The following is a 20,819-nucleotide window of genomic DNA, read 5'->3' on the forward strand; positions in this document are numbered from 1 at the left end:
AATTTTTTTCATAAATTTTAAGTTTGTTAATTAGTGTAGGAATCCCGGGGCATCCCCCCGGGATTTTTACGTGTGCCCAACATGGACGTCCCTTCACATGGAATGGTAGATCATCCTAACTTTTGTTATTTTTGTGATCAATCATAAATACCTTAAAAATGGATTTTATTGTACGATATCTCTCGGACCTATCTCCCGTACTGGCCGCCTTTTATGCTTCATTATTTACATGGATCGTAACGGCTGCTGGTGCTTCGGTGGTTTTTTTCTCCAAAACGGCAAATCGGAATTTCTTAGACTGCATGCTGGGGTTTACCGGAGGGGTCATGGTCGCAGCGAGTATCTGGAGCCTTCTTATCCCTGCCATAGAAATGCAGGATGGTGAAGGGATTCTCAAGGTATTGCCGGCGGTCATTGGATTCCTGCTGGGGGCTGCATTTCTTCTTGGTTTAGATAAGGTCCTCCCGCATTTCCACGTCAACTTCAAACAGGTCGAAGGCGTAAAATCTCCATGGCAGAAAACGACATTATTGATCCTGGCAATTACGTTGCACAACATCCCCGAAGGATTGGCTGTGGGCGTGCTTTTTGGAGCCGTAGCAGCCGGTGTGCCGGATGCAAGCATTGGAGGGGCGGTCGCCTTGGCCGTGGGGATCGGACTGCAGAATTTTCCGGAAGGAATAGCCGTATCCATGCCCCTGAGGCGTATGGGCGTCTCCAGAATTAAAAGTTTTTATTATGGGCAGCTCTCGGCGGTAGTTGAGCCAATGGCGGCTGTACTGGGAGCGCTCGCAGTAGGTATATTTACGCCCCTTTTGCCGTATGCGCTGTCCTTTGCGGCTGGTGCGATGATGTTCGTCGTGGTAGAAGAAGTCATACCCGAAGCCCAGCAAAATAAAAATTCTGACTGGGCGACAATCGGTTTTATCGGAGGTTTTATCATTATGATGACGCTCGATGTCGTGCTGGCGTAGATAACCTCGCTTCCGCAAGGCTATTCTCGTACCCAAACCCGTGCTCGCACGGTGGCAATAAAATGAGTGTTGCCGTTTACATCTGAATCTCTTCCTCCCCCAGCTGTAACATCAGAATGGGGTAGGGACGGCCGCTCGGATCAAGCTCCGATCGTCCGATAATGGTGAAGCCAAAATGCTCATAAAAGGAAAGGGCCTGCTGGTTCTGTTCGTTAACATCTACCCGCCGGATACCCTTTTCATGTACCGCGAATAACAAGAGCTGCTTACCGATTCCCTTTCCTGTATAACCGGGATGAACGAAAAGGGCTTCGAGCATTCCTTCACTAAGTCCGGCAAATCCTATTGCCGCACCATTTTCATCGATACAGTACACGTCCATTAATGGAAGATAGGTCCTGATAAGCTCCCGGTAAAATCCGATATCCTCTTCACTTAAAAAATGATGGGATGCCCGAATGGAAGACTCCCATAGTTCAATCAACCTCGGTAACTGAGAAGGAACTGCTTTATATATCTGATTGGTCATATGTTATATTTCTACTTTGTAATACCAGGCAAGCATCCCACTTTAATCCATGGAGATCCTGACGATATCACCCTGGTTCCTGATCTTTGATCCTACTTAAATATCAGAATCGTTCGGCTGCCACTTTATCCCAGCAGCCCATATTTCTGCACCGGCCATCAAGACATCAAACACCGGATCTTTAATATCGTAGTAAGCATCCATATCATTTGCAAAGCGCGCGGCTAGATTAATCTTAACAAGTTCATATGCTTTGGCTGCCGAAAGATTATGGCGAAGATAGTCGCGGCACAAGAGAGGATACCTTTGGTTAAAAGTCCCGGTTTTCCTGACATGGAGGTTTACCGCCCGATTCGTTTTTTGAAAGAACCATTTGTAAAGTTCAGTGTCAGCGAGCTTCACCATTCCTGCTGGCCTGTGATCATGCGTTATATGCTCTAACCGCTGAAAGCCTAATCCTGCTAACTTTTTTATGATTTGAGGGGAAAAATTCCCCACCGAAATCTGGATATCGATCACGTCCTTTGCGGCCAGACCCGGAACACTTGTTGAGCCAATATGATGTATCCCCTTAACGTTGCTATCCAGCTCGTTCTTTAACAGCATGCCAAGGTCGTTGAACTCCTGTTTCCATGCTGTTTTGTATACTACTATTTCAATCATCGGTTCAAAAAAAATGTAACGCTAATTCGCAGATTTTGATATGCATATACCGCTCTTGGAGCAGTTTACCTACTGCTGTATTTAATAATCCGCATGTTAACAAAGAGAATGCAGCATCAGCAATAATTAGCGTGTAGGAAAGAGGCTATACCATATCGAACATCACAGGCTTTACCGGAAATCCTTACCATAGCGAGACCCTAACGGGCCATGCATCCTGTGAGGTTCATTTGTTTTGCTTTTCCGCCCATTCCCTAGGACTGATTCCAAACTGCTTCTGGAAGTTTCTGATGAAATGCGAGGCAGAGCTGAAGCCGACAAGGGTTGAAATCTCATATACTTTATAGTAACCTTCCCCAAGTAGTTCGGCGGCCTTCTTTAAGCGTGTCACGTTGATGAGTTCGTTCGGGGAAAGATCCGAGAGGGCCTTTGTTTTTCGATATAGCGTCGGCCGGCTCATGTTCATGCGGTCAGCTAATAGATCGACGCACAGAGTCGGCTCTGTGATATTGTCGAGAATCAAATGATTGAGCTTCTCGAGAAACATTTGGTCAGATTTATTAAGTGCTACGCTTTGAAGGGGACTGGTGGGAGAGTGGTTAAAGTGTGCCCTGACATTCTTTCTGTTGCGCAATAGACTGGATATCTGCGCCTGTAGAAACGTTGGGGAAAATGGCTTCTCAATATAGGCGTCCGCACCATATTCAAGTCCCTCAATCTTGGATTGCAGGCTGTTTTTAGCGGTAAGCATAATAAACGGGATATGGCTGAAGTTTATGTCCTCTTTGAGCCTTGCACATAAGTCAAATCCATTGATTTCGGGCATCATCACGTCGCTGACGATTAGGTCCACTGCGCTCGATTCCAGGAACGCCAGTGCTTGGGCGCCGTCTTTGGCCTTTAGTACATGGTAATTATCACCCAAATCCTCGGTGATGAAATCTAAAATTTCCTGGTGGTCATCGGCGACCAGGATGGTTGATTTAACGCTTGCGATGCTAGCCATAGGTTCCGTAGATTGGTATTTCTAATACGAATATATTTAAATTTTCCGAGTTATCTAAGAACTTTAACGTTCCGCCATGTAGCTCGGCGAAAGAGTGTGCTAACGCCAGACCGAGACCCGAACCTTCAATCTGTTGGTGTTCAGAGGTGCGGTAAAAGGGTTTGAAAATTTGTTCCATTTCCCCTCTGGAGGGCTGTCTGCCATCATTTTTAATAGTAAACCGCAGTGACTTTTCATCCGGGGACCTGTCTAGGGTAACAATAACCTTACTGTCCGCGTATTTGATTGCGTTGGTAATCAAGTTGTCGAGGATTTTCGTCACGATCTCTATGTCTAGATAGGCGGATATCTGTTCATCGCACTGATATTTGAAGGAAAGTCCGCGCTGGTTGAATACGTGCTGAAATTCCATTAAACGTTCGGAAAGAAGCCGGTTGACGTCATGATTTTCCAGATGCAGGTTATACTCGTTGCTCTCTATCTTTCGGAAATCCAGCAGCTGGTTGGTTAGGTCCACAAGTTTCTCGGTATTTCTGTGCATGGTGGTCAGAAGCCGTTCTGTTTTTAAATCTGCTTGGGGGAGGCTGCGGAGTCTCTCCAAAGGTGCTTTTATTAATGTAAGTGGCGTTTTTATGTCATGGGCGATGCGTGCGAAAAAGTCCATCTTTGTCTTGAATAGTTCGCGTTCTCGATGGGTCTTGATAGCCTCCAGGCGCCCCCTGTTTTTTTCCTTTACGCGCTTGTCATACAGAAAGGCTAGACCAAAAACCATCAGCCCTGCTAGTACCGTGTAAGTTGCATATGCCGCAGGGCTGGCCCAGATAGGCGGACGGACCGTAATACGTAATGCCCTTTCTTCGGAAATCTTCTCTCCGTTGGTATCAACGGCCTTCACGCGAAAAACGTAGTCCCCCGGTGGTATTTTTGTATAATGAGCCGTGTGCGTGTTCCGCAGCAGTGTCCAGTCTTTGTCGAACCCTTCCAGCAGATAAAGGTAGGAGGTCGATTGCGAGGAAACGTAGTTCAGGGCCGCGAAATCTATACGTATAGTCGATTCGTCGTACTGCAGGCGTACTTCCCTGCTGTAGGTTATTGAGGTATCGGCCGTGCCCGCATCTATATGCAATGGGAAATCCCGTTGTAGGGACTGGAATCGCGTAATGAAAAGGGGGCTCCTTACATCTTGTGACAACTGTGCATCCACGGAATCGGGATGGAAGCGGATAAAGCCTGATGAGGAACCAAAGTAAAAATATCCGCTGGCGTCTTTAAAAGCGGAGTTATAATTGAATTGCAGGTCCAACAGGCCGGACTCTTTGTTGAAAATATGCATTTTAAGGTCGTCCAGATGCAACTTTACGAGTCCTCTGGTCGTGGAAACCCACAAGTTTTTATGCGCGTCTTCCTGCATGGCCAGAATAACATTACTGGGTAGCCCATCGCGCTTGCTAATCCGGCGTATAGGTTTACCCGTGGCCGTCCACTGCGCCAGACCGCTCTCCGTGGCGATCCAGATGTTGCCATAGCTGTCCTGAAATATTCGATTTACCCGGTTGCTGTTTAAGCTCAGGGAGTCTGAAGGGACATGTTTGTAGGCTGTCGTTTTGTTCTGGGCATAATCAACCACATAAAGCCCATTTCTCCAGGTGGCTACCCACAGATTCTCTGAACGATCTTCATAAATGGATGTATAGAAGATGTGTCCCGGGACATCTTTAACTAAGACAAATTCGTCACGGCCCGGGAAAAATTCGTAAAGACCCCGGATCGTAGCCAAAAGCACGCGGCCCTTCCTAGTTTTGAAGATGTGGAAGATGAAATTGCTGGCCAACTGGCCGTGTGTATTATGAGAATCAAAATGCCGCATCATGCGGTTTTTGCGTGTGTCAATGACATCCAGCCCGCCGTAAAACGTTCCGACCAAAAGGGAATCGCCACAGACAGCCAGCCCGTGGATATTTGTTTGAGAAAGACCCTCGCCCGGAGTCAATCCGGTAAATTGATTGCTTCGCATATCCCATTTGTATAGTCCATTGTCCTCCGTTCCAATCCATATGGACTGGTTGGTATCCTGGACAAATTCCCGCACGGCATGTCCCTGTATCGATGGGGTAGAGAATCGCGGAAATATTTTCTGAAAAATGTTATGTCGGGGATGGTAATAGTTGATGCCGCCAAAATAGGTTCCTATCCATAGGCCACCTTGGTGATCCTGAGAAATTGTATAAACGGCGTTATCAGATAAGCTCCAGGGATGATCGCTTTGATGTGTGAGCCATTCCTGTTTATCTTTTGAGCGGTCGTATACCAAAACACCGCTTTCTGTAGCGATCCAAAAGGTGTTCCGGTCTGTTTGTAGAATATCACGGACATATAGGGGAGAGTCTCCTTTGGGAGGGATAATGTGACGAAATGAATCCTTTACCCTTGACAAGGTAAACACCCCGTCCCGGGCAGTGCCGATCCACAAGGTGCCGCGGTCGTCCATAGCGAGTTTCTCCACGCGGTAGCCCTCTCGACCCCCCTGCGGTATACTGACCGTATGCCCGGTCGTCACATTCTTTATGGTCTGGTGATAGGCCATCCATACATGGTTCTGCTGATCAATCGTGAATGCAGTGACGCTGCTGCCCAAATGCTTGTCGATCTGGGTCTTTTGCCTAGTGACGGGATTATAATTAAACAACTTGTTGTCGGATATGTACCAGATATTGCCCGCCTGATCATCCTTGATCATCAACACTTCGCCCTTTGTTTCCCCCTGGAAGGATAGAAAACGTTCAGTGAACGGATCAAAGATAAAAATCCCCTGGTCAGTACCGATCCATATCTTCCTATCCCTGTCGACAAACAGCGTATGTATGAAATTGCTACCTAAACCGTTATCCGTCTGAGAGTCGCTGTAATATTGCTTGAAGTTGTATCCATCAAATCGATTTAGCCCGTCTTTAGTGCCAAACCAAATAAATCCGTCCTTGTCCTGCACACTACAAAGTATCGCATTATTAGATAAACCTTCATCCACACCAAAATGGTTGAAATAATGGCGCTGTGCGTAACCAGCAGACAATAGATGAACACATAAAAGCGTTAAAATGATGATGCGCATATCAAGCTTGATGTAATCAGTATGTTGTAAAATAAGCAGATAGTATGTCAGGTTTATAACGTGAGACAAAATAGTGATTTATTGATACAATACAGCAACCCCTTGCAAAAATAAATAGACAATTTTGAAGTAGATAATTGTTAACCGATATATAAACAATGGTTTTCTCTTTGCTTAATACGGTTCGGATAAGAACCCTTTTTCATTCTATGGTCGCTTGGCTGTGCTGCATGTGGTTTCCGGCGTGCGCTCCATCTGTGGTGCCGGTGGACAACGCCTCCGCAAAACAAGTGTACCAAAACCCGGTTTTTGTACCCGTACTGGCAGACCCTACGGTCATACTGGACTCGGCATCCGGCTTTTTCTATGCCTATGGAACCGAGGACAATTGGGGAGATGGTAAAGGCTCCAGGCTCGTGCCCGTGCTGCGGTCTGGCGATCTGATCGAGTGGACCTATGTCGGAGAGGCATTTCCCAGTAAACCATCCTGGAAAAAGGCGGGCGGATTGTGGGCTCCCGAAGTCGATATGATCGATGGAAAATATTACATGTATTATTCGTTTTCCACTTGGGGGGATGCCAATCCAGGAATCGGTCTGGCTATAGCAGATAAACCGGAAGGTCCTTTTCGCGATCAAGGAGCAATATTGACATCCAAAGGCATAGACGTACCCAATTCCATTGATCCTTCCTTTTTTCAAGAAAATGGTAAAAAATACCTGCTTTGGGGCAGTTTTGATGATGGCCCCAGACAAGGGATACATCTTGTTGAACTTGATGCTAAGGGACTAAAAGTTCAGGATAGGCAAAAAAAGGTCAAGTTAGCGGCTGGAGATTGGGAAGCGCCGATGATCCACCTGCATGAGGGATATTATTATTTTTTCGGATCCAAGGGGAGCTGTTGCGAAGGGGCACGTAGCACCTATCACGTGCGTGTTGCCCGCTCCAAGCATCTTTTGGGCCCCTATCTGGACAGGGACGGACATCCCATTACCGAGCGCGGCCGCGGGACCATGCTCCTGCACGGGAGTCACCAGGTCGCTGGTCCTGGTCACCACGCAAAGCTCATTCGGGACGATGCGGGAGACGACTGGTTATTATATCATGGCATTTACAAAGATGAAGATAAGGTCTCCAGCGGTGCGAGCCGCAGGACGCTCATGCTTGACAAGCTAACATGGAACGATGGTTGGCCCGAGATTGAAGGCGCTACACCCAGCACAACAAAGAAACAAGCTCCGATACTTAAACACAAAAAGTCATGAACTACAACAAGCTGATCCTCTTTTTTATTTGTACGGTTCTTTGTCAGACGGTTGTCCGGGCGCAGCAGAATCCGAAAAACCCACTGGACATACCGCTGGGTGATCCCTTCGTACTGTTCGACGAATCCTCCGCAACATACTATCTCTATGGGACGGGAGGGACGGAAAACGGGTTTGTAGCCTACTCCTCCAATGATCTCAATAGCTGGAAGAAACACGGCGTAGTTTATACAGCCAAGCAACCTAAATCGTGGGGAACGAAAGATTTCTGGGCACCTGAAGTGTATCACTTCAAGGGTAAATATTACCTGTTTTACAGCGCTCATTGGAAGGAAAATCCTTCCAATGAACTGGAAAACTACCGCATAGGCGTCGCAGTTTCCAACAGCCCTGTCGGTCCCTTTGAGGATCTGACCGGCGCACCGCTATTTGACCCTGGGTATCCGATCATTGATGCTAACGTGTATTTCGCCGACGATGGCAAGCTTTTTCTCTACTACTCGCGTTGCTGCTATGAGCACCCCGTAAGCTCCCAGATAGCTGACTGGGCAAAGGAAAAAGGCTTTTTTAAGGAGATTGAGGAAAGCTGGATATACGGTGTTGAACTGGCAGCGGATTTTTCCGGGGTGCTGGGAGAGCCTAAACTGTTGCTACGTCCACCAACATCGTTGACCGACAGCCAATCCGAATGGGAGAGTAGGTCGGTGACCTCCAGGGAGGTAAATCGGCGTTGGACCGAGGGATCTTTTTTATTTAAGCAGAATGGGTTATACTATATGATGTACTCTGCCAATCATTTTGCAGGCGAAAATTATGCCGTGGGGTATGCGACCTCTGGTTCACCTCTTGGGCCATTTAAAAAATCACCTAGCAATCCTGTTCTGGAAAAAAATACAGATAACGGGGGCGTAGTCTCCGGTACGGGACACAATATGGTGTTGCGCTCCGCAGATGGGCAACTTTGGTGTGTGTACCATGGAAGGACAACCAAAACCGGGGATCAGCGGCTGGTTTTCATTGACCGTATGTCGGTGCAAAAGGACGGTAAGCTCGTTGTTCACGGTCCTTCCGTTCAGCGGGAAGGGAGCACGAAGTAATGCGCCGCATGATAGCTAAGCTGACCGTGGTAAAAAGCCTCCTCGCTAAAAGGCGCTTTAGGATGGCTGGTGCACTCCTAACCCTTCTGCTTGTAGGATACAGGTCCGCACCGGTCAGAGAAGCCGTGTGCCATCAGGATCTTGCTGGGATCACACTGGCCGACCCCACGATATTTAACTTTCAGGGAACCTTTTACCTGTATGGTACAGACGGGCAGGATCCCAACAGCGGTTTTAGAGTGTATACCTCCACAGACCTTGTCGACTGGGGAACTCCTGCAGGCAATAAGGATGGCTTTGCCCTAAAAGCACAGGACGTTTTTGGCGAGAAAGGATTCTGGGCCCCTCAAGTTTGGCAAGATGGTGATTCCTTCTACATGGCCTATACGGCCAATGAGAATATCTCCATCGCGGTAAGCACTTCGCCTTTGGGACCGTTTGTGCAGTCTACAGAAAAGCCGCTCTTCCCGGACGGCAAACAGATCGATCCCTTTGTATTCCATGATACCGACGGGAAGCTTTACATCTATTATGTGAAGCTACACCAGGGCAACCGTATTTATGTAGCCCAGCTGGCTGACGATTACGCGTCTATTGTTGCCGGGACAGAAAAAGAATGCGTGCATGCAACCCTTCGCTGGGAGAATGTAGACGATGCGGACTGGCCAGTAACCGAGGGGCCTACCGTCATAAAAAAAGGAGACTGGTATTATCTGTTTTATTCGGCGAATGATTTCAGAAACCCTAAGTATGCCGTCGGCGCCGCTGTTGCGAAACACCCTGCTGGGCCTTGGAAGAAACGTACAGATGGTCCTTTGTTGAGCCAACATAATACAGGTTGGGCAGGGACTGGGCATGGAGATGTTTTTTTTGCCAATGACCAATACTATTACGTATGTCATACCCATTTTTCTGCAAGTAAAGTGGGCCCAAGACGTACTGCATTAATCCAAATGGATTTTAATAGCCATGTGGACGGTCACCAGGCTCCTGTGTTTAAAGGGGACAGCTTTCGATTTTTGAAATAGAGCGTACTTACCGTAGTATGGCTCATAAATAGAATATGAATATGACGTTACACCGTGTATGGATGAGCCTAATGATAAGTGTAGTATATCCACTGTTTTATACCTCGTGTGGTCCGCACACGGGTGCAGGGACTACAAAGTCCGGCCTGCAAAAGAAGGATTTTAACAAAGTTTTACATGGCGATACGACCAGTTTGTTTGTCCTTGAAAATGATGCCGGGGCCGAGGTTTGTATTACCAATTACGGAGGGCGCATCGTTTCGCTGATGATGCCCGACCACCAGGGAGATCTTCGGGATATCGTTTTAGGTTTTGATAATATTGAGGAATATTTAAGTAAGCCTTCTTCGTTCGGTGCCACGGTCGGCCGTTTTGCCAACCGGATTGCCTTTGGAAAATTTCCGTTGGACGGCGATACGATCCACCTACCGATTAACAGTGGAGAACATACGATACACGGTGGAGAACAAGGGTGGCAAAATCAGGTGTTCTCTTGCCGCCAGCCAGCAGAAAACATTCTGGAAATGTCGTACACCTCCCCCGATGGCCAGGGAGGATTTCCTGGACAGGTGTCCGTACAAGTGAAATTTATGCTAACCTCGAGTAACGAAGTCCGGATTGACTACCAGGCAACATCCGATAAAAACACGGTGATCAATATGACCAACCACAGTTTCTTCAACCTGTCCGGCTCGACAGCGCGCGGGATCGGTGATCACATACTTTACGTAAACGGCGACCGATTTACTCCGCTACAGGAAAATCTGATTCCTAATGGAGAGCTGGCTTCCGTTGATCATAGCCCCTTTGATCTGCGGGACGGCGTGCCCATTGGAGAAATGCTTTCAAAATTTGCTAAAAATGAACAATTGGAAATAGCGGGGGGCGGCCTCGACCATAATATGGTATTAAATACGGAAGGGAAACTGACGGATCTAGCTGCACAGCTCTCTTCGCCCGTTTCCGGAATAATAATGGACGTTTTCACCACCGAACCCGGTTTGCAGGTGTACACAGGGAATATGCTCGATGGATCAAGAAAAGGTAAAAGAAAAGAAGTATACGGTAAACACGCGGCCGTGTGCCTAGAACCGCAGCACTTTCCGGATTCTCCGAATAATCCAGCCTGGCCCTCCACCGCGCTCAAGGCAGGGGAGACCTACCGTAGTACCACAATATACCGCTTCCGTAAGGAGAGCTGAGCTAAGCATCGGGAGACTGTCTCAGCAGGAAAGCAGCGCTTAAAGAGGCTTATTATTTTGCATAGCAGATACTTGCCCGCGTATGATCATGTTCATGTGAGACGATATGGCAAGAAATTGATACAATATAGCAAGCCGCTCACGTTAATTTTATTTAGAATTGTATTATAGAACATGCTGACAGAATTTTCAGTATGTGCTGATAACTAACTATAAATCTATACAACAGATTGGCCTACATGTTTGGTGATACATACCGCCAGCTTGAACAACCGGTCTGAAAGAAAACCAAAATAAAACAAACGTAACCAAAATGAAAACATTTTATGAAAGCAACTATCTCAGCAGAAAGGGGTGCCTTTTCTCGATTCCTTAAATGAGCCTGCTCGAATTTTTGGCCAACGGCCATAATAAACAATTTATCCATACGTAAAAACGCACGACCGCAGCCCTAGTTCTTCCTATTGCTAACAAGGTAAGCTAGAGCGGGAGGTATTCTGAACGATATTGTTGTCCGGAGGGCTACACCTATGGCTGGATCTCGCGTATACCAAGAACGGCTTCGGCCACCTAAATTAATTTGTTTATGCCAATACATAAAAGATTACATACCATAAGCTGGCCTATACAAGGGCTGCTGTTAGCCCTGACCATCCTTTTTTTGGTTCAATGTAAACAGGAAACAGGACAACCACAGGGACAAGCGGCGGAATTCGATCCGTCAAAACCCATAACCATATCCGATTTCTTTCCAAAAGAAGGTGGTGTGGGAAGCAACCTGATCATCTATGGTGAAAATTTCGGTAACGATATATCACGAACAAAAGTCACTATCGGTGGCAAAGACGCAAAGGTAATCGGGGTACGCGGTACTAGCCTCTACTGCGTGATACCCGAACAGGCATATGAAGGCGACATCAGCATCGCCATCACCGACGGAGAGCAGCAAGTGGCGCGAGCCGATGCAATGGATAAATTCTCCTATACCAAAAAATGGCTTGTTTCCACGTTTCTAGGAAAGTACTATGAAATACCTTCGGAAAGGGAGCAGAAGGAAGGTCCCTTCGAGGACTGCGGAGCCTTTGAAGGCATCCTCTGGTTTAGTTTTGATCCCCGGAATCCAGACCACCTATATTTTACCGCCGATACCAAGAGCGCGCGTAAGGTGGATTTTGGGCAAAGATATGTCAGTTATTTCAGGACGGGTTTCGATCGGGTGTCGGTATTTAACTGGCAAATCCACGGCGAGCAGGACATGATTGTATCGCATAATCATGCCAGCGATACACGTTATGGTAATCACGTTTTTTCCCGTTCCTCGGACTTTACGCAGAACCAGCCGGTTCCTGTGTATGCCCGCGGCGTAAACGGAACGATGGTGCATCCGCAAAATGGCGAACTGTATTATTCCAGGTTCAGGGCCGGAGATATCCGTCGGTACGATTTTGAAACCAAAGAGGATAAGTTGGCCTTTGCCAATCCCTACAACGCCGTGGCCGTATATATGGTCGTACATCCCTCGGGCGATTATGCGTACTTGATCGAGTACGACAGACATTTTATCATGCGGACGGACTATGACAGGGAACGGAAGATATTTACCACTCCGTATACCATTGCCGGTGCGGCAGGTACAGCCGGGTATGCCGACGGCGTAGGGACATCCGCTAGGCTCAACAACCCTGTGCAGGGCGTATTTGTTAAAAATCCGGACTATCAGGAAATAGGCGGGGACCAGTACGATTTTTACTTCTGTGACCGCGGAAACCACGCTGTACGCAAGATGACACCGCAGGCACGTGTGAGCACCTTCGCCGGCCGTGGAAACAATGGAGACCAAGGGTATGCCGATGGAGACCTGCGGACCGAAGCACGGTTTTCAAGTCCTAAAGCCATTGCGTATGATGAGGTGCGGCAATGTTTTTACGTGGGCGATACAGGAAACTGGATCATACGGAAGATCGCCAAAGAGGGTGAATAAAATGACCAATTAACGAGGAAAATTATGATAAACAAATTAATCGTGCTGACCTACGCCATGCTACTCTCCACGGTACTTTGGGCGCAGCAGGAAGTGGTGATAACAGGTACGGTCACCAATATGAATAGTGAACCCGTGAGCGGCGTTAATATCACCGTAAGCAACGTTCCGGGGCTAGGGACCATGACCGATGAAAATGGCAAGTACAGTATAAAGGCCAAAACCTATCAAACGTTAGTGTTCACCTACGTAGGTTATCAAAGAAGCGAGGTGCTCATCAAAGAACAGCGCGTCATTGACGTGGCGATGACAGAAGCGGATGAAAGTGTCATCAACGAAGTTGTCATTACCGCAACGGGTGCACAGAAAAAAATTGCGGTAACAGGTGCGATCACCAATGTGGATGTGGAACGTTTAAAGAGCAATCCCTCCACTTCTATGGCCGATGCGCTTGCCGGTGTTGTTCCAGGAATTATGGCGATGCAGACATCCGGCCGGCCGGGCAGCATCTCGGAATTCTGGATACGCAGTATTTCAACCTTCGGGGCCAGCAACGCAGCCCTGGTGCTGATTGATGGTTTTGAACGGGATCTCAACGAGATCAATGTGGAAGATGTCGAGTCATTTAGCGTGCTAAAGGACGCCTCAGCAACGGCCATTTACGGAAGTAGGGGGGCGAACGGCGTTATTCTGATCACCACAAAACGCGGTAAGGAAGGGAAAGTAAATATCAACGCAAAAGTAGAAGGATTTCATAGTCAGTTCACCAAGCTCCCCGAGTTTGTGGATGGACATACCTATGCCTCAATGGCCAATGAGGCGAAAATTGCCCGAAACCAAGAGCCGTTGTATTCCCCTGAAGAATTGGAAATCCTCAGATTAGGGCTGGATCCCGATCTCTTTCCTGACGTCAATTGGTCGAAAGTCCTGCTGCGGGAAGCTTCCACAAGCCAACGTAGCCTGTTGAATTTAAGCGGAGGGGGCAAGACAGCTCGCTATTATATCTCGGGGAGCTACCAGAATCAACAGGGGATGTATAAAGTTGATGAGGCACTGAAAAACTACAATACCAATACCGGCTTCAAAAAGTATACTTACCGGCTGAGTGTCGACATGGACATAACCAAATCGACACTGCTCAAGGCCGGAGTGTCGGGTTCACTCCGTAAGCAAAATGATCCAGGAGTAGGAACAGATGCCATCTGGACGGCCCTGATGGGCTACAACCCGATCATTGCACCGCTGGTGTATTCCGATGGGAAGATCCCGGCCGACGGAAATGATAACGGATTCCGGTTCAACCCTTGGGTACAGGGTACAATGACCGGATACAACGAGAGCTGGACAAATAACATCCAGACGACCCTAAACCTGGAGCAGAAGTTGGATTTCATCACACGGGGCCTGCGTTTTATTGGACGGTTCGGGTATGACACCTATAATGATAACTGGATCAGGCGCTTTAAGCATCCCGAGCTATGGAAAGCGGCGCGTTACCGTAATACCAATGGTGATCTTGTTTTTCAGCGTATAACCGAGGAACTCAAGATGACGCAGACTTCTGGCTCAACGGGGGAAAAGCGTGAATTCTTTGAATGGGATCTTATTTACGACCGTGGAATCGGCGACCATCATTTTGGTGCGATAGCCAAGTATACTCAGCAGGCAAAGGTATTCACGCAAAATATAGGTACGGATCTGAAAAACGGCATTGCCCGACGGAATCAGGGATTGGCCGGAAGGGTCCACTATAACTGGAAATCCAGATATTTTGCGGATTTCAATTTTGGGTATACCGGATCGGAGAACTTTCACAAGGATAACCGGTTTGGTTTCTTTCCAGCGGTTTCTGGGGCCTGGAACATCGCCGAGGAATCGTTTGTTAAGGAGCTCGGCTGGGTAAATATGTTCAAGGTACGTTTTTCCTACGGAAGGACAGGGAATGACAATTTGGGGAATATCCGTTTCCCATATTTGTACACCATTGATTCGGTGACCGGCGCGTATAACTTTGGAGATTTCGAATCGCCGAACGTATGGGATGGTATGAGGTATTCCTCGGTAGCCTCCCGTAATGTATCCTGGGAAATCGCGATCAAGCAGGATCTGGGACTGGACTTTTCCCTGCTGAATGATAAGTTCAGCGGAACGATTGACCTGTTTGATGAACGAAGGGAAGGGATCTATATGAGCCGGGACTTCCTCCCGGGATTTGTGGGGCTGGAGACCAATCCTTCGGCAAATATTGGGGAAGTCGAAGTGCGTGGGTTCGACGGAAATTTTAATCTCAAGCAAAAAGCCGGGGAAGTCGATTTTACGCTGCGCGGAAATTTGACCTACAGCAAAAACAAAATTTTAGAAAGAGACGAAGAAAATACCATCTACAGCTACAGATTACAGGAAGGATTTAGGGTGAATCAAGCTAGGGGATTGGTTGATCTTGGACTCTTTAAAGATTATGAGGACATAAGGAACAGTCCCCGTCAGGCTTTCGGGGAGGTCATGCCTGGGGATATCAAGTACAAGGACATAAACGGAGACGGTATCGTCAACTCCGAGGATATGGTCGCTATTGGAGCAACCACCCGTCCTAACCTGACTTACGGCTTCGGTCTATCTACAAGCTGGAAAGGCCTCGATGTAAACGTACATTTCCAGGGCGTAGGGAAGTCAACCTTTTTTATCGAAGGATCGTCCATACACATGTTCAGCTTAGGGGACGGCTGGGGCAATATCCTCAGCGAACTGGCCGAAAGCAACCGCTGGATCCTGGGTGAAAATGAGGATCCTCAGGCAGAATATCCGCGGCTTACCTATGGTCCGAATGCAAATAATTATCAGCGTTCCACGTTTTGGCTGCGTGATGGATCCTACCTCCGGCTCAAGACACTCGACATTGGCTACACACTGCCCAAGTCACTGATAAATCGTGCGCATCTGAACAACGTACGCGTGTTCTTCGTGGGAACAAATCTATTCACCTTCTCAAAATTTAAATTATGGGATCCGGAAATGGGAAGCGGGGACGGCAAGAGATATCAATTGAGTCGCACACTGTCATTAGGACTCTCAGTTAATCTATAAGCACATGAAAAAATTTCGATTATTACCATTCGTTATTGCTACCCTGATTTCATCGGCTGGCTGTAGCAAATATCTGGACTCGGATTATCTGTTTGACGAGCGGATGAGTACCGAAGACGTTTTTACCAATACGGATTACGCAACCCGATGGCTTGCCCAAGCCTATACCTACCTAGGCAGCAATTATATGCAGGACGTTAGTAGTAAAAAGTCCGTCCCTTTTAACTTTGCCGATGACATGTATTTCGGCGACGAAAATGACGGTTATATGCGCTGGAAATATGGGCAGTATACCGAAAACGGCCTGAAAGGCGAGAGCCGGTTAATCTGGAACATCGCGTATACTGGGATACGTCAGGCGTCTGTATTTTTAAACCATATCGATATCAATACGGAACTTACCGATCTGGAGATGGCGGATATGAAAGGTCAGGCACGCTTTCTAAGGGCCTATTTTTACTGGGTCTTATTGCGGACCTACGGTCCGGTACCCATCGTGCCAACCGAGGGCATAGACTATACCGAGGATTATGATGCCCTGGCCCAAGCCCGGACTCCCTATCAGGAATGCGCGGATTTTCTTTCCGCTGAACTTTCAGAAGCTGCCAAAGGGTTACCGATGCAAAGGGGAATCCAGCAAATTTCCATGCCAACACGTGGAGCGGCACTGGCTTTACGAGCAAAAATACTGCTATTTGCTGCAAGTCCGCTGTTTAATGGGAAAGCTCCAGCGGAGGTAGCGGCAAAGATGGTCGATAAGAAAGGTAATGCGCTGCTCTCTCCCGTGTATGAGGAAGCCCGGTGGGCCAGGGCGGCGGCGGCGGCAAAAGATGTGATGGAACTTGGCCGTTATCAACTGTACGTCGCCTACCGGCGGGAGACCGGTGACGCTGCATATCCGGCAACGGTTACCCCGCCCGAGGATAACAATTTTTCTACGCAGAACTGGCCAGCAGGCTGGAAAGATATTGACCCGTTCGAATCCTATCGCTCCGTGTTTAATGGCGCGGTGCCAGCCTTCCAGAATCCAGAGCTCATATTTACACGTGGCCAAAATCAGGGCGGAGAGGGCATCGGCGTAATGGTCGTGCATCAGCTTCCGCGCTTGGAAGGGAAAGGATACAACTCCCACGGTATGACTCAGAAGCAAGCCGATGCATATTATATGAAGGATGGTAGCGATCTGCCAGGGATGAATGACATGTACCAGGGACGACCAGAATATCAGGGCAGGTACAGTACCCAACCCCGAGCAACGGGGTTTGTAAAGGAAGGAGAGCTGACAAACTATCCCGAACTTGGCCCGCTCGGTAAGGGAGTAAGCTTACAATATGCTGCTCGGGAGCCCCGGTTCTATGCGTCGGTTTCCTATAACGGTTCGACGTGGAACTTTCTAAATGCGCAACAAGAACAGGATGAGGTGAAAAACGTGCAGATATTCTATTATCGCGGAGATCCGAACGGGTACAAAAATACGACCTATTGGCCGCGTTCTGGAATAGGCGTTAAGAAATATGTACATCCCGATGATATTAGTAATGTCGCCGTAACCGGGTATGATCAATCCAGAGTAAAACAGAAGGTAGATCCTGCTATCCGTTACGCGGAAGTATTATTGATCTATGCCGAGGCACTGAACGAGTTGAGCGGCTCACATTCGGTAGCCTCCTGGGACGGCAGCAAGACGCATACTGTTTCGCGCAATATTGGGGAAATGAAGATGGGGATACAACCTGTGCGCATACGCGCGGGAGTTCCGGACTATACCGATGAGGTGTATTCCGATCAGGAGAAATTTCGGACCAAGCTTAAAAGGGAACGCCAGATCGAACTGTTTGCCGAAGGGCACCGATACTTTGACCTACGCCGCTGGCTGGATGCACCTCAGGAAGAATCCGCGCCAGTTTATGGATGTAACGCATACAGTACAAAGGATCAGGCGGAACTGTTTCACCGACCAGTCGAAATACCGTCCCTGCCCTCGATTTTTACACTTAAAATGTGGTTCTGGCCTATCCACTACGACGAGCTCAGACGTAATAGAGAGTTGACGCAGAATCCAGGATGGACAAATCCAGAATAAATTTTTCTAATCAGTAATATCATGAAGAATATATATGTCGTTATTTTAATGCTAACTGTCTGGTCACTCTGTTCCTGCAACAACGAATGGGAGGACGAACAGTACAGGCAGTTGGTGTCCTTTAAGGCTGAACCCAATGCACAGGGGGTTACCGCCGCATATGTCCGCTATAAACCCGAAGGTAAGGTCCGGTTTAACCTGCCAGTTGTAGTTAGCGGGTCAACCCCTAATGTGCAGGACCGTACCGTACGCATCGGATTGGATCCCGATACACTGGCTTACCTCAATAGGGAGCAATACGGCCATCGGCAGGAATTGTACTTCCGGCAGCTCGAAGATAAATACTACAGCATGCCACAAACCATCAATATTCCTGCCGGCACAAGTACGGTCAATGTCCCGATCGAGTTTACCTTAGGCGATCTCGATGAAGCGGATAAATGGGTGCTGCCATTACAGATACTCGAAGATCCCGCAGGCGATTATCAGGTGAATCCCCACAAGCATTTTCGCCGGGCAATGTTGCGTGTAACGCCCTTCAATGACTATTCGGGGACATATGGAGGAACACTTTATAAGATATTTCTAGATGGAGACACCCAACAGCCCTTAACATTAAATACGCACCGGACGTTTGTGGTAGACGATCAGACAATTTTTTTATATGCCGGTATTCGCGATATTGACTATATCGACCGAAAAAACTATAAAGTGTTTATCAAATTTACCGATGAGATGATCGATATCCAGAAACGAAAACTGGAAATATGGAGCGATAACGTAGACAACAATAAGTTCAAAAAAGGGGAAGCGCAGTCGTATTACATTATCGATGAAGAGTGGGATCCACAACTGCCTTACATGAAGCATATCTATATCACGTTATATTTATCTTACGAGTTTGAAGACTATACAACTGTTCCTGGCCAGCGACTTCGGTACACTGTGGATGGTACCTTGTCCATGCAGCGGGATATTAACACGTTGATTCCGGACGAGGACCAACAGATTCAGTGGTAAATATTTCAAAGATCTTCCGATCCCATCGGGTGTTTAGTTTACACGAGATCCTCGGCACCTGCCGGGGATTCTTTTTGTGTTAGTATTGTACATTCATACCCTGGGCGCTCTTATTTACCGAAGAATGATGCTCTATAGGTACAGTACTGGTTGTTGAGTACACTATGCAATGCCAACTCCTCCGACCCATAGCATCGTGATACATATCAATAATGTAGGATGTTGAAGTTGTTTATGCAATAATCTATATGTAACCCGTGTATGGTTATGCAGTAAATGATACAATTTGTTGCTTTTTTGATTCAAAAGTGTCATGTTTTACTAGGCATATTTGGCATTTTTGTTTAAAAGGCCCATTTATCGGTTTTTTGGGTTCGAGAAAACTACCAGAGAAAACACGGCTTTGGCCAAGGTGGAGAGATAACAACGCATTATAGACCAAGTAATGGATAGGAAAGAATTTATACGATCTGCCGCAATCCTGGCAGGAACTCCGATTTATTCGAAGCTGACAGAAAATAATGTTTCAACGAACAGCCTCAAGGTTGGACTCATCGGCGCACACGGTATGGGATGGGCAAATTTGCAGGCGATACTTAAAGTGGATGGCGTACGCTGCATCGCGATATGTGATGTAGATGAAAATGTGCTCGATAAACGAAGGAGCGAATTGCAACAGCAGGGAATAGAAGTAAAAACATACATTGACTATTTAGAGCTGCTGAAAAATAAAGATATCGATGCTCTTATTGTCGCCACACCGGACCATTGGCATTGTCTGCAGCTCACCGACGCACTGAAGGCCGGAAAGCACGTATATATAGAAAAACCGATCGGTAACTCCATTGCAGAATGCCGGTCGATGGTCCGAGCCGTGGAACAAGCCAAATGTATGGTCCAGGTAGGGCAATGGCAACGCAGTCAGAAGCATTTCACGGACGCCGTAGAATTTGTACATACGGGAAAATTGGGCAAGGTGCGGCTAGTAAAGGCGTGGTCTTATTTAGGTTGGAAAACGCCTATATCAATCAAGCCGGACATGCAGGTCCCACCGGGAGTACATTATGATAAATGGCTAGGACCAGCCCAGTCTCGTCACTTTAATCCGAATAGATTTCATTTCGAGTTTCGTTGGTTCTGGGACTATGCAGGCGGGCTGTTGACTGATTGGGGTGTACACCTTCTCGATTATGCGCTGCTGGGTATGAAAGCCACCCAGCCTTTGTCGGTTATGGCGGCCGGAGGGAAGTTTGCCAATCCACAAGGAGGGGCTGAAACCCCCGATACAATGACTGCGGTCTATGAATTTGATGGTTTTAACATACAATGGGAGCATGCTATCGGAATATCTGGCGGTCCCTACGGACGCGATCACGGGGTCGCATTCATTGGTAACAACGGTACATTGGTGCTCGATCGCCGAGGATGGGAGGTGATACCGGAGAAAGACCGGATGGAGGCCGTCCCGTTTCAAAAGGCCTCAGATAATGGCTTAGAGAATCATATGGCAAATTTTGTTACGGCCATACGAAAAAAGGATAGGTCATTATTGCATGCGCCGATTCAAGCGGGGGGGCATATAGCCATATTATCGCAGATGGGAAATATCGCTTTTCGTACCGGGAAGAAACTGCACTGGGAGACTGAGGACCAAAAATTTTTAGAGGCGGACGCAAATAAGTTCATAACGCCAACTTATCACAATGGTTACAAGCTTCCACTAAGTTAATATCGGTCGATCAAAAGGAAAATAAAAGTGATATGTATAAAATTAGATC

At 47.5% G+C, this 20,819-nt stretch carries 14 protein-coding genes; 10 read left to right on the forward strand and 4 right to left on the reverse strand.

All coding sequences use genetic code 11. The features are described 5' to 3' along the window. Positions 1-158: 158 nt before the first annotated feature. A complete protein-coding gene (locus tag ACFSR5_RS18055) occupies positions 159-974 on the forward strand; it encodes a ZIP family metal transporter (protein ID WP_380905874.1) in 816 nt (271 codons plus the stop codon). Positions 975-1,050: 76 nt separating this feature from the next. Here ACFSR5_RS18055 and ACFSR5_RS18060 read toward each other — a convergent pair whose 3' ends face one another. The 4 genes from ACFSR5_RS18060 to ACFSR5_RS18075 form a co-directional block, all read right to left on the reverse strand. Then, on the reverse strand, positions 1,051-1,503 hold the full coding sequence (locus tag ACFSR5_RS18060; protein WP_380905875.1) for a GNAT family N-acetyltransferase: 453 nt from the start codon (positions 1,501-1,503) through the stop codon (positions 1,051-1,053). 96 nt (positions 1,504-1,599) lie between these two features. After that, entirely contained in the window at positions 1,600-2,166 is a 567-nt protein-coding gene (locus ACFSR5_RS18065) for a GrpB family protein (RefSeq protein ID WP_380905876.1), read from the reverse strand. A 226-nt stretch (positions 2,167-2,392) separates the two neighbouring features. After that, positions 2,393-3,172 carry a response regulator transcription factor gene (locus ACFSR5_RS18070; protein WP_380905877.1) on the reverse strand — a complete coding sequence of 260 codons (780 nt, stop codon included), beginning with the start codon at positions 3,170-3,172 and terminating at the stop codon, positions 2,393-2,395. Then, positions 3,165-6,350 carry a ligand-binding sensor domain-containing protein gene (locus tag ACFSR5_RS18075; protein ID WP_380905878.1) on the reverse strand — a complete coding sequence of 1,062 codons (3,186 nt, stop codon included), beginning with the start codon at positions 6,348-6,350 and terminating at the stop codon, positions 3,165-3,167. The genes ACFSR5_RS18070 and ACFSR5_RS18075 overlap by 8 nt, the downstream gene beginning before the upstream one ends. An 89-nt stretch (positions 6,351-6,439) precedes the next feature. Between ACFSR5_RS18075 and ACFSR5_RS18080 the strand changes: the two genes are divergently transcribed. The 9 genes from ACFSR5_RS18080 to ACFSR5_RS18120 all read left to right on the forward strand — a co-directional run bounded on the left by ACFSR5_RS18080 (position 6,440) and on the right by ACFSR5_RS18120 (position 20,770). After that, positions 6,440-7,546: a family 43 glycosylhydrolase gene (locus ACFSR5_RS18080; RefSeq protein ID WP_380905879.1), complete on the forward strand. Its 1,107-nt coding sequence runs from the start codon at positions 6,440-6,442 to the stop codon at positions 7,544-7,546. Then, on the forward strand, positions 7,543-8,643 hold the full coding sequence (locus ACFSR5_RS18085) for a glycoside hydrolase family 43 protein (RefSeq protein ID WP_380905880.1): 1,101 nt from the start codon (positions 7,543-7,545) through the stop codon (positions 8,641-8,643). Before ACFSR5_RS18080 ends, ACFSR5_RS18085 begins: the two co-directional genes overlap by 4 nt. Positions 8,644-8,705: 62 nt before the next feature. Next, positions 8,706-9,671 carry a glycoside hydrolase family 43 protein gene (locus tag ACFSR5_RS18090; RefSeq protein ID WP_380905881.1) on the forward strand — a complete coding sequence of 322 codons (966 nt, stop codon included), beginning with the start codon at positions 8,706-8,708 and terminating at the stop codon, positions 9,669-9,671. Positions 9,672-9,706: 35 nt separating this feature from the next. Then, entirely contained in the window at positions 9,707-10,873 is a 1,167-nt protein-coding gene (locus ACFSR5_RS18095; protein WP_380905882.1) for an aldose epimerase family protein, read from the forward strand. 586 nt (positions 10,874-11,459) lie between these two features. Then, complete coding sequence (locus tag ACFSR5_RS18100; protein ID WP_380905883.1) at positions 11,460-12,854, forward strand: IPT/TIG domain-containing protein; 1,395 nt, start codon at positions 11,460-11,462, stop codon at positions 12,852-12,854. A 24-nt stretch (positions 12,855-12,878) separates the two neighbouring features. Next, on the forward strand, positions 12,879-15,938 hold the full coding sequence (locus ACFSR5_RS18105) for a SusC/RagA family TonB-linked outer membrane protein (RefSeq protein WP_380905884.1): 3,060 nt from the start codon (positions 12,879-12,881) through the stop codon (positions 15,936-15,938). Positions 15,939-15,942: 4 nt separating this feature from the next. Continuing rightward, positions 15,943-18,021, forward strand: a complete 2,079-nt coding sequence (locus ACFSR5_RS18110; RefSeq protein ID WP_380905885.1) for a RagB/SusD family nutrient uptake outer membrane protein — start codon at positions 15,943-15,945, stop codon at positions 18,019-18,021. A gap of 21 nt (positions 18,022-18,042) precedes the next feature. Next, complete coding sequence (locus ACFSR5_RS18115; protein ID WP_380905886.1) at positions 18,043-19,041, forward strand: DUF4973 domain-containing protein; 999 nt, start codon at positions 18,043-18,045, stop codon at positions 19,039-19,041. 445 nt (positions 19,042-19,486) lie between these two features. Beyond that, entirely contained in the window at positions 19,487-20,770 is a 1,284-nt protein-coding gene (locus ACFSR5_RS18120) for a Gfo/Idh/MocA family protein (protein WP_380905887.1), read from the forward strand. Positions 20,771-20,819: the final 49 nt, after the last annotated feature.

Origin of the sequence: Sphingobacterium suaedae, from assembly GCF_042684625.1 — a bacterium.
Classification (GTDB): Bacteria; Bacteroidota; Bacteroidia; order Sphingobacteriales; family Sphingobacteriaceae; genus Sphingobacterium; species Sphingobacterium suaedae.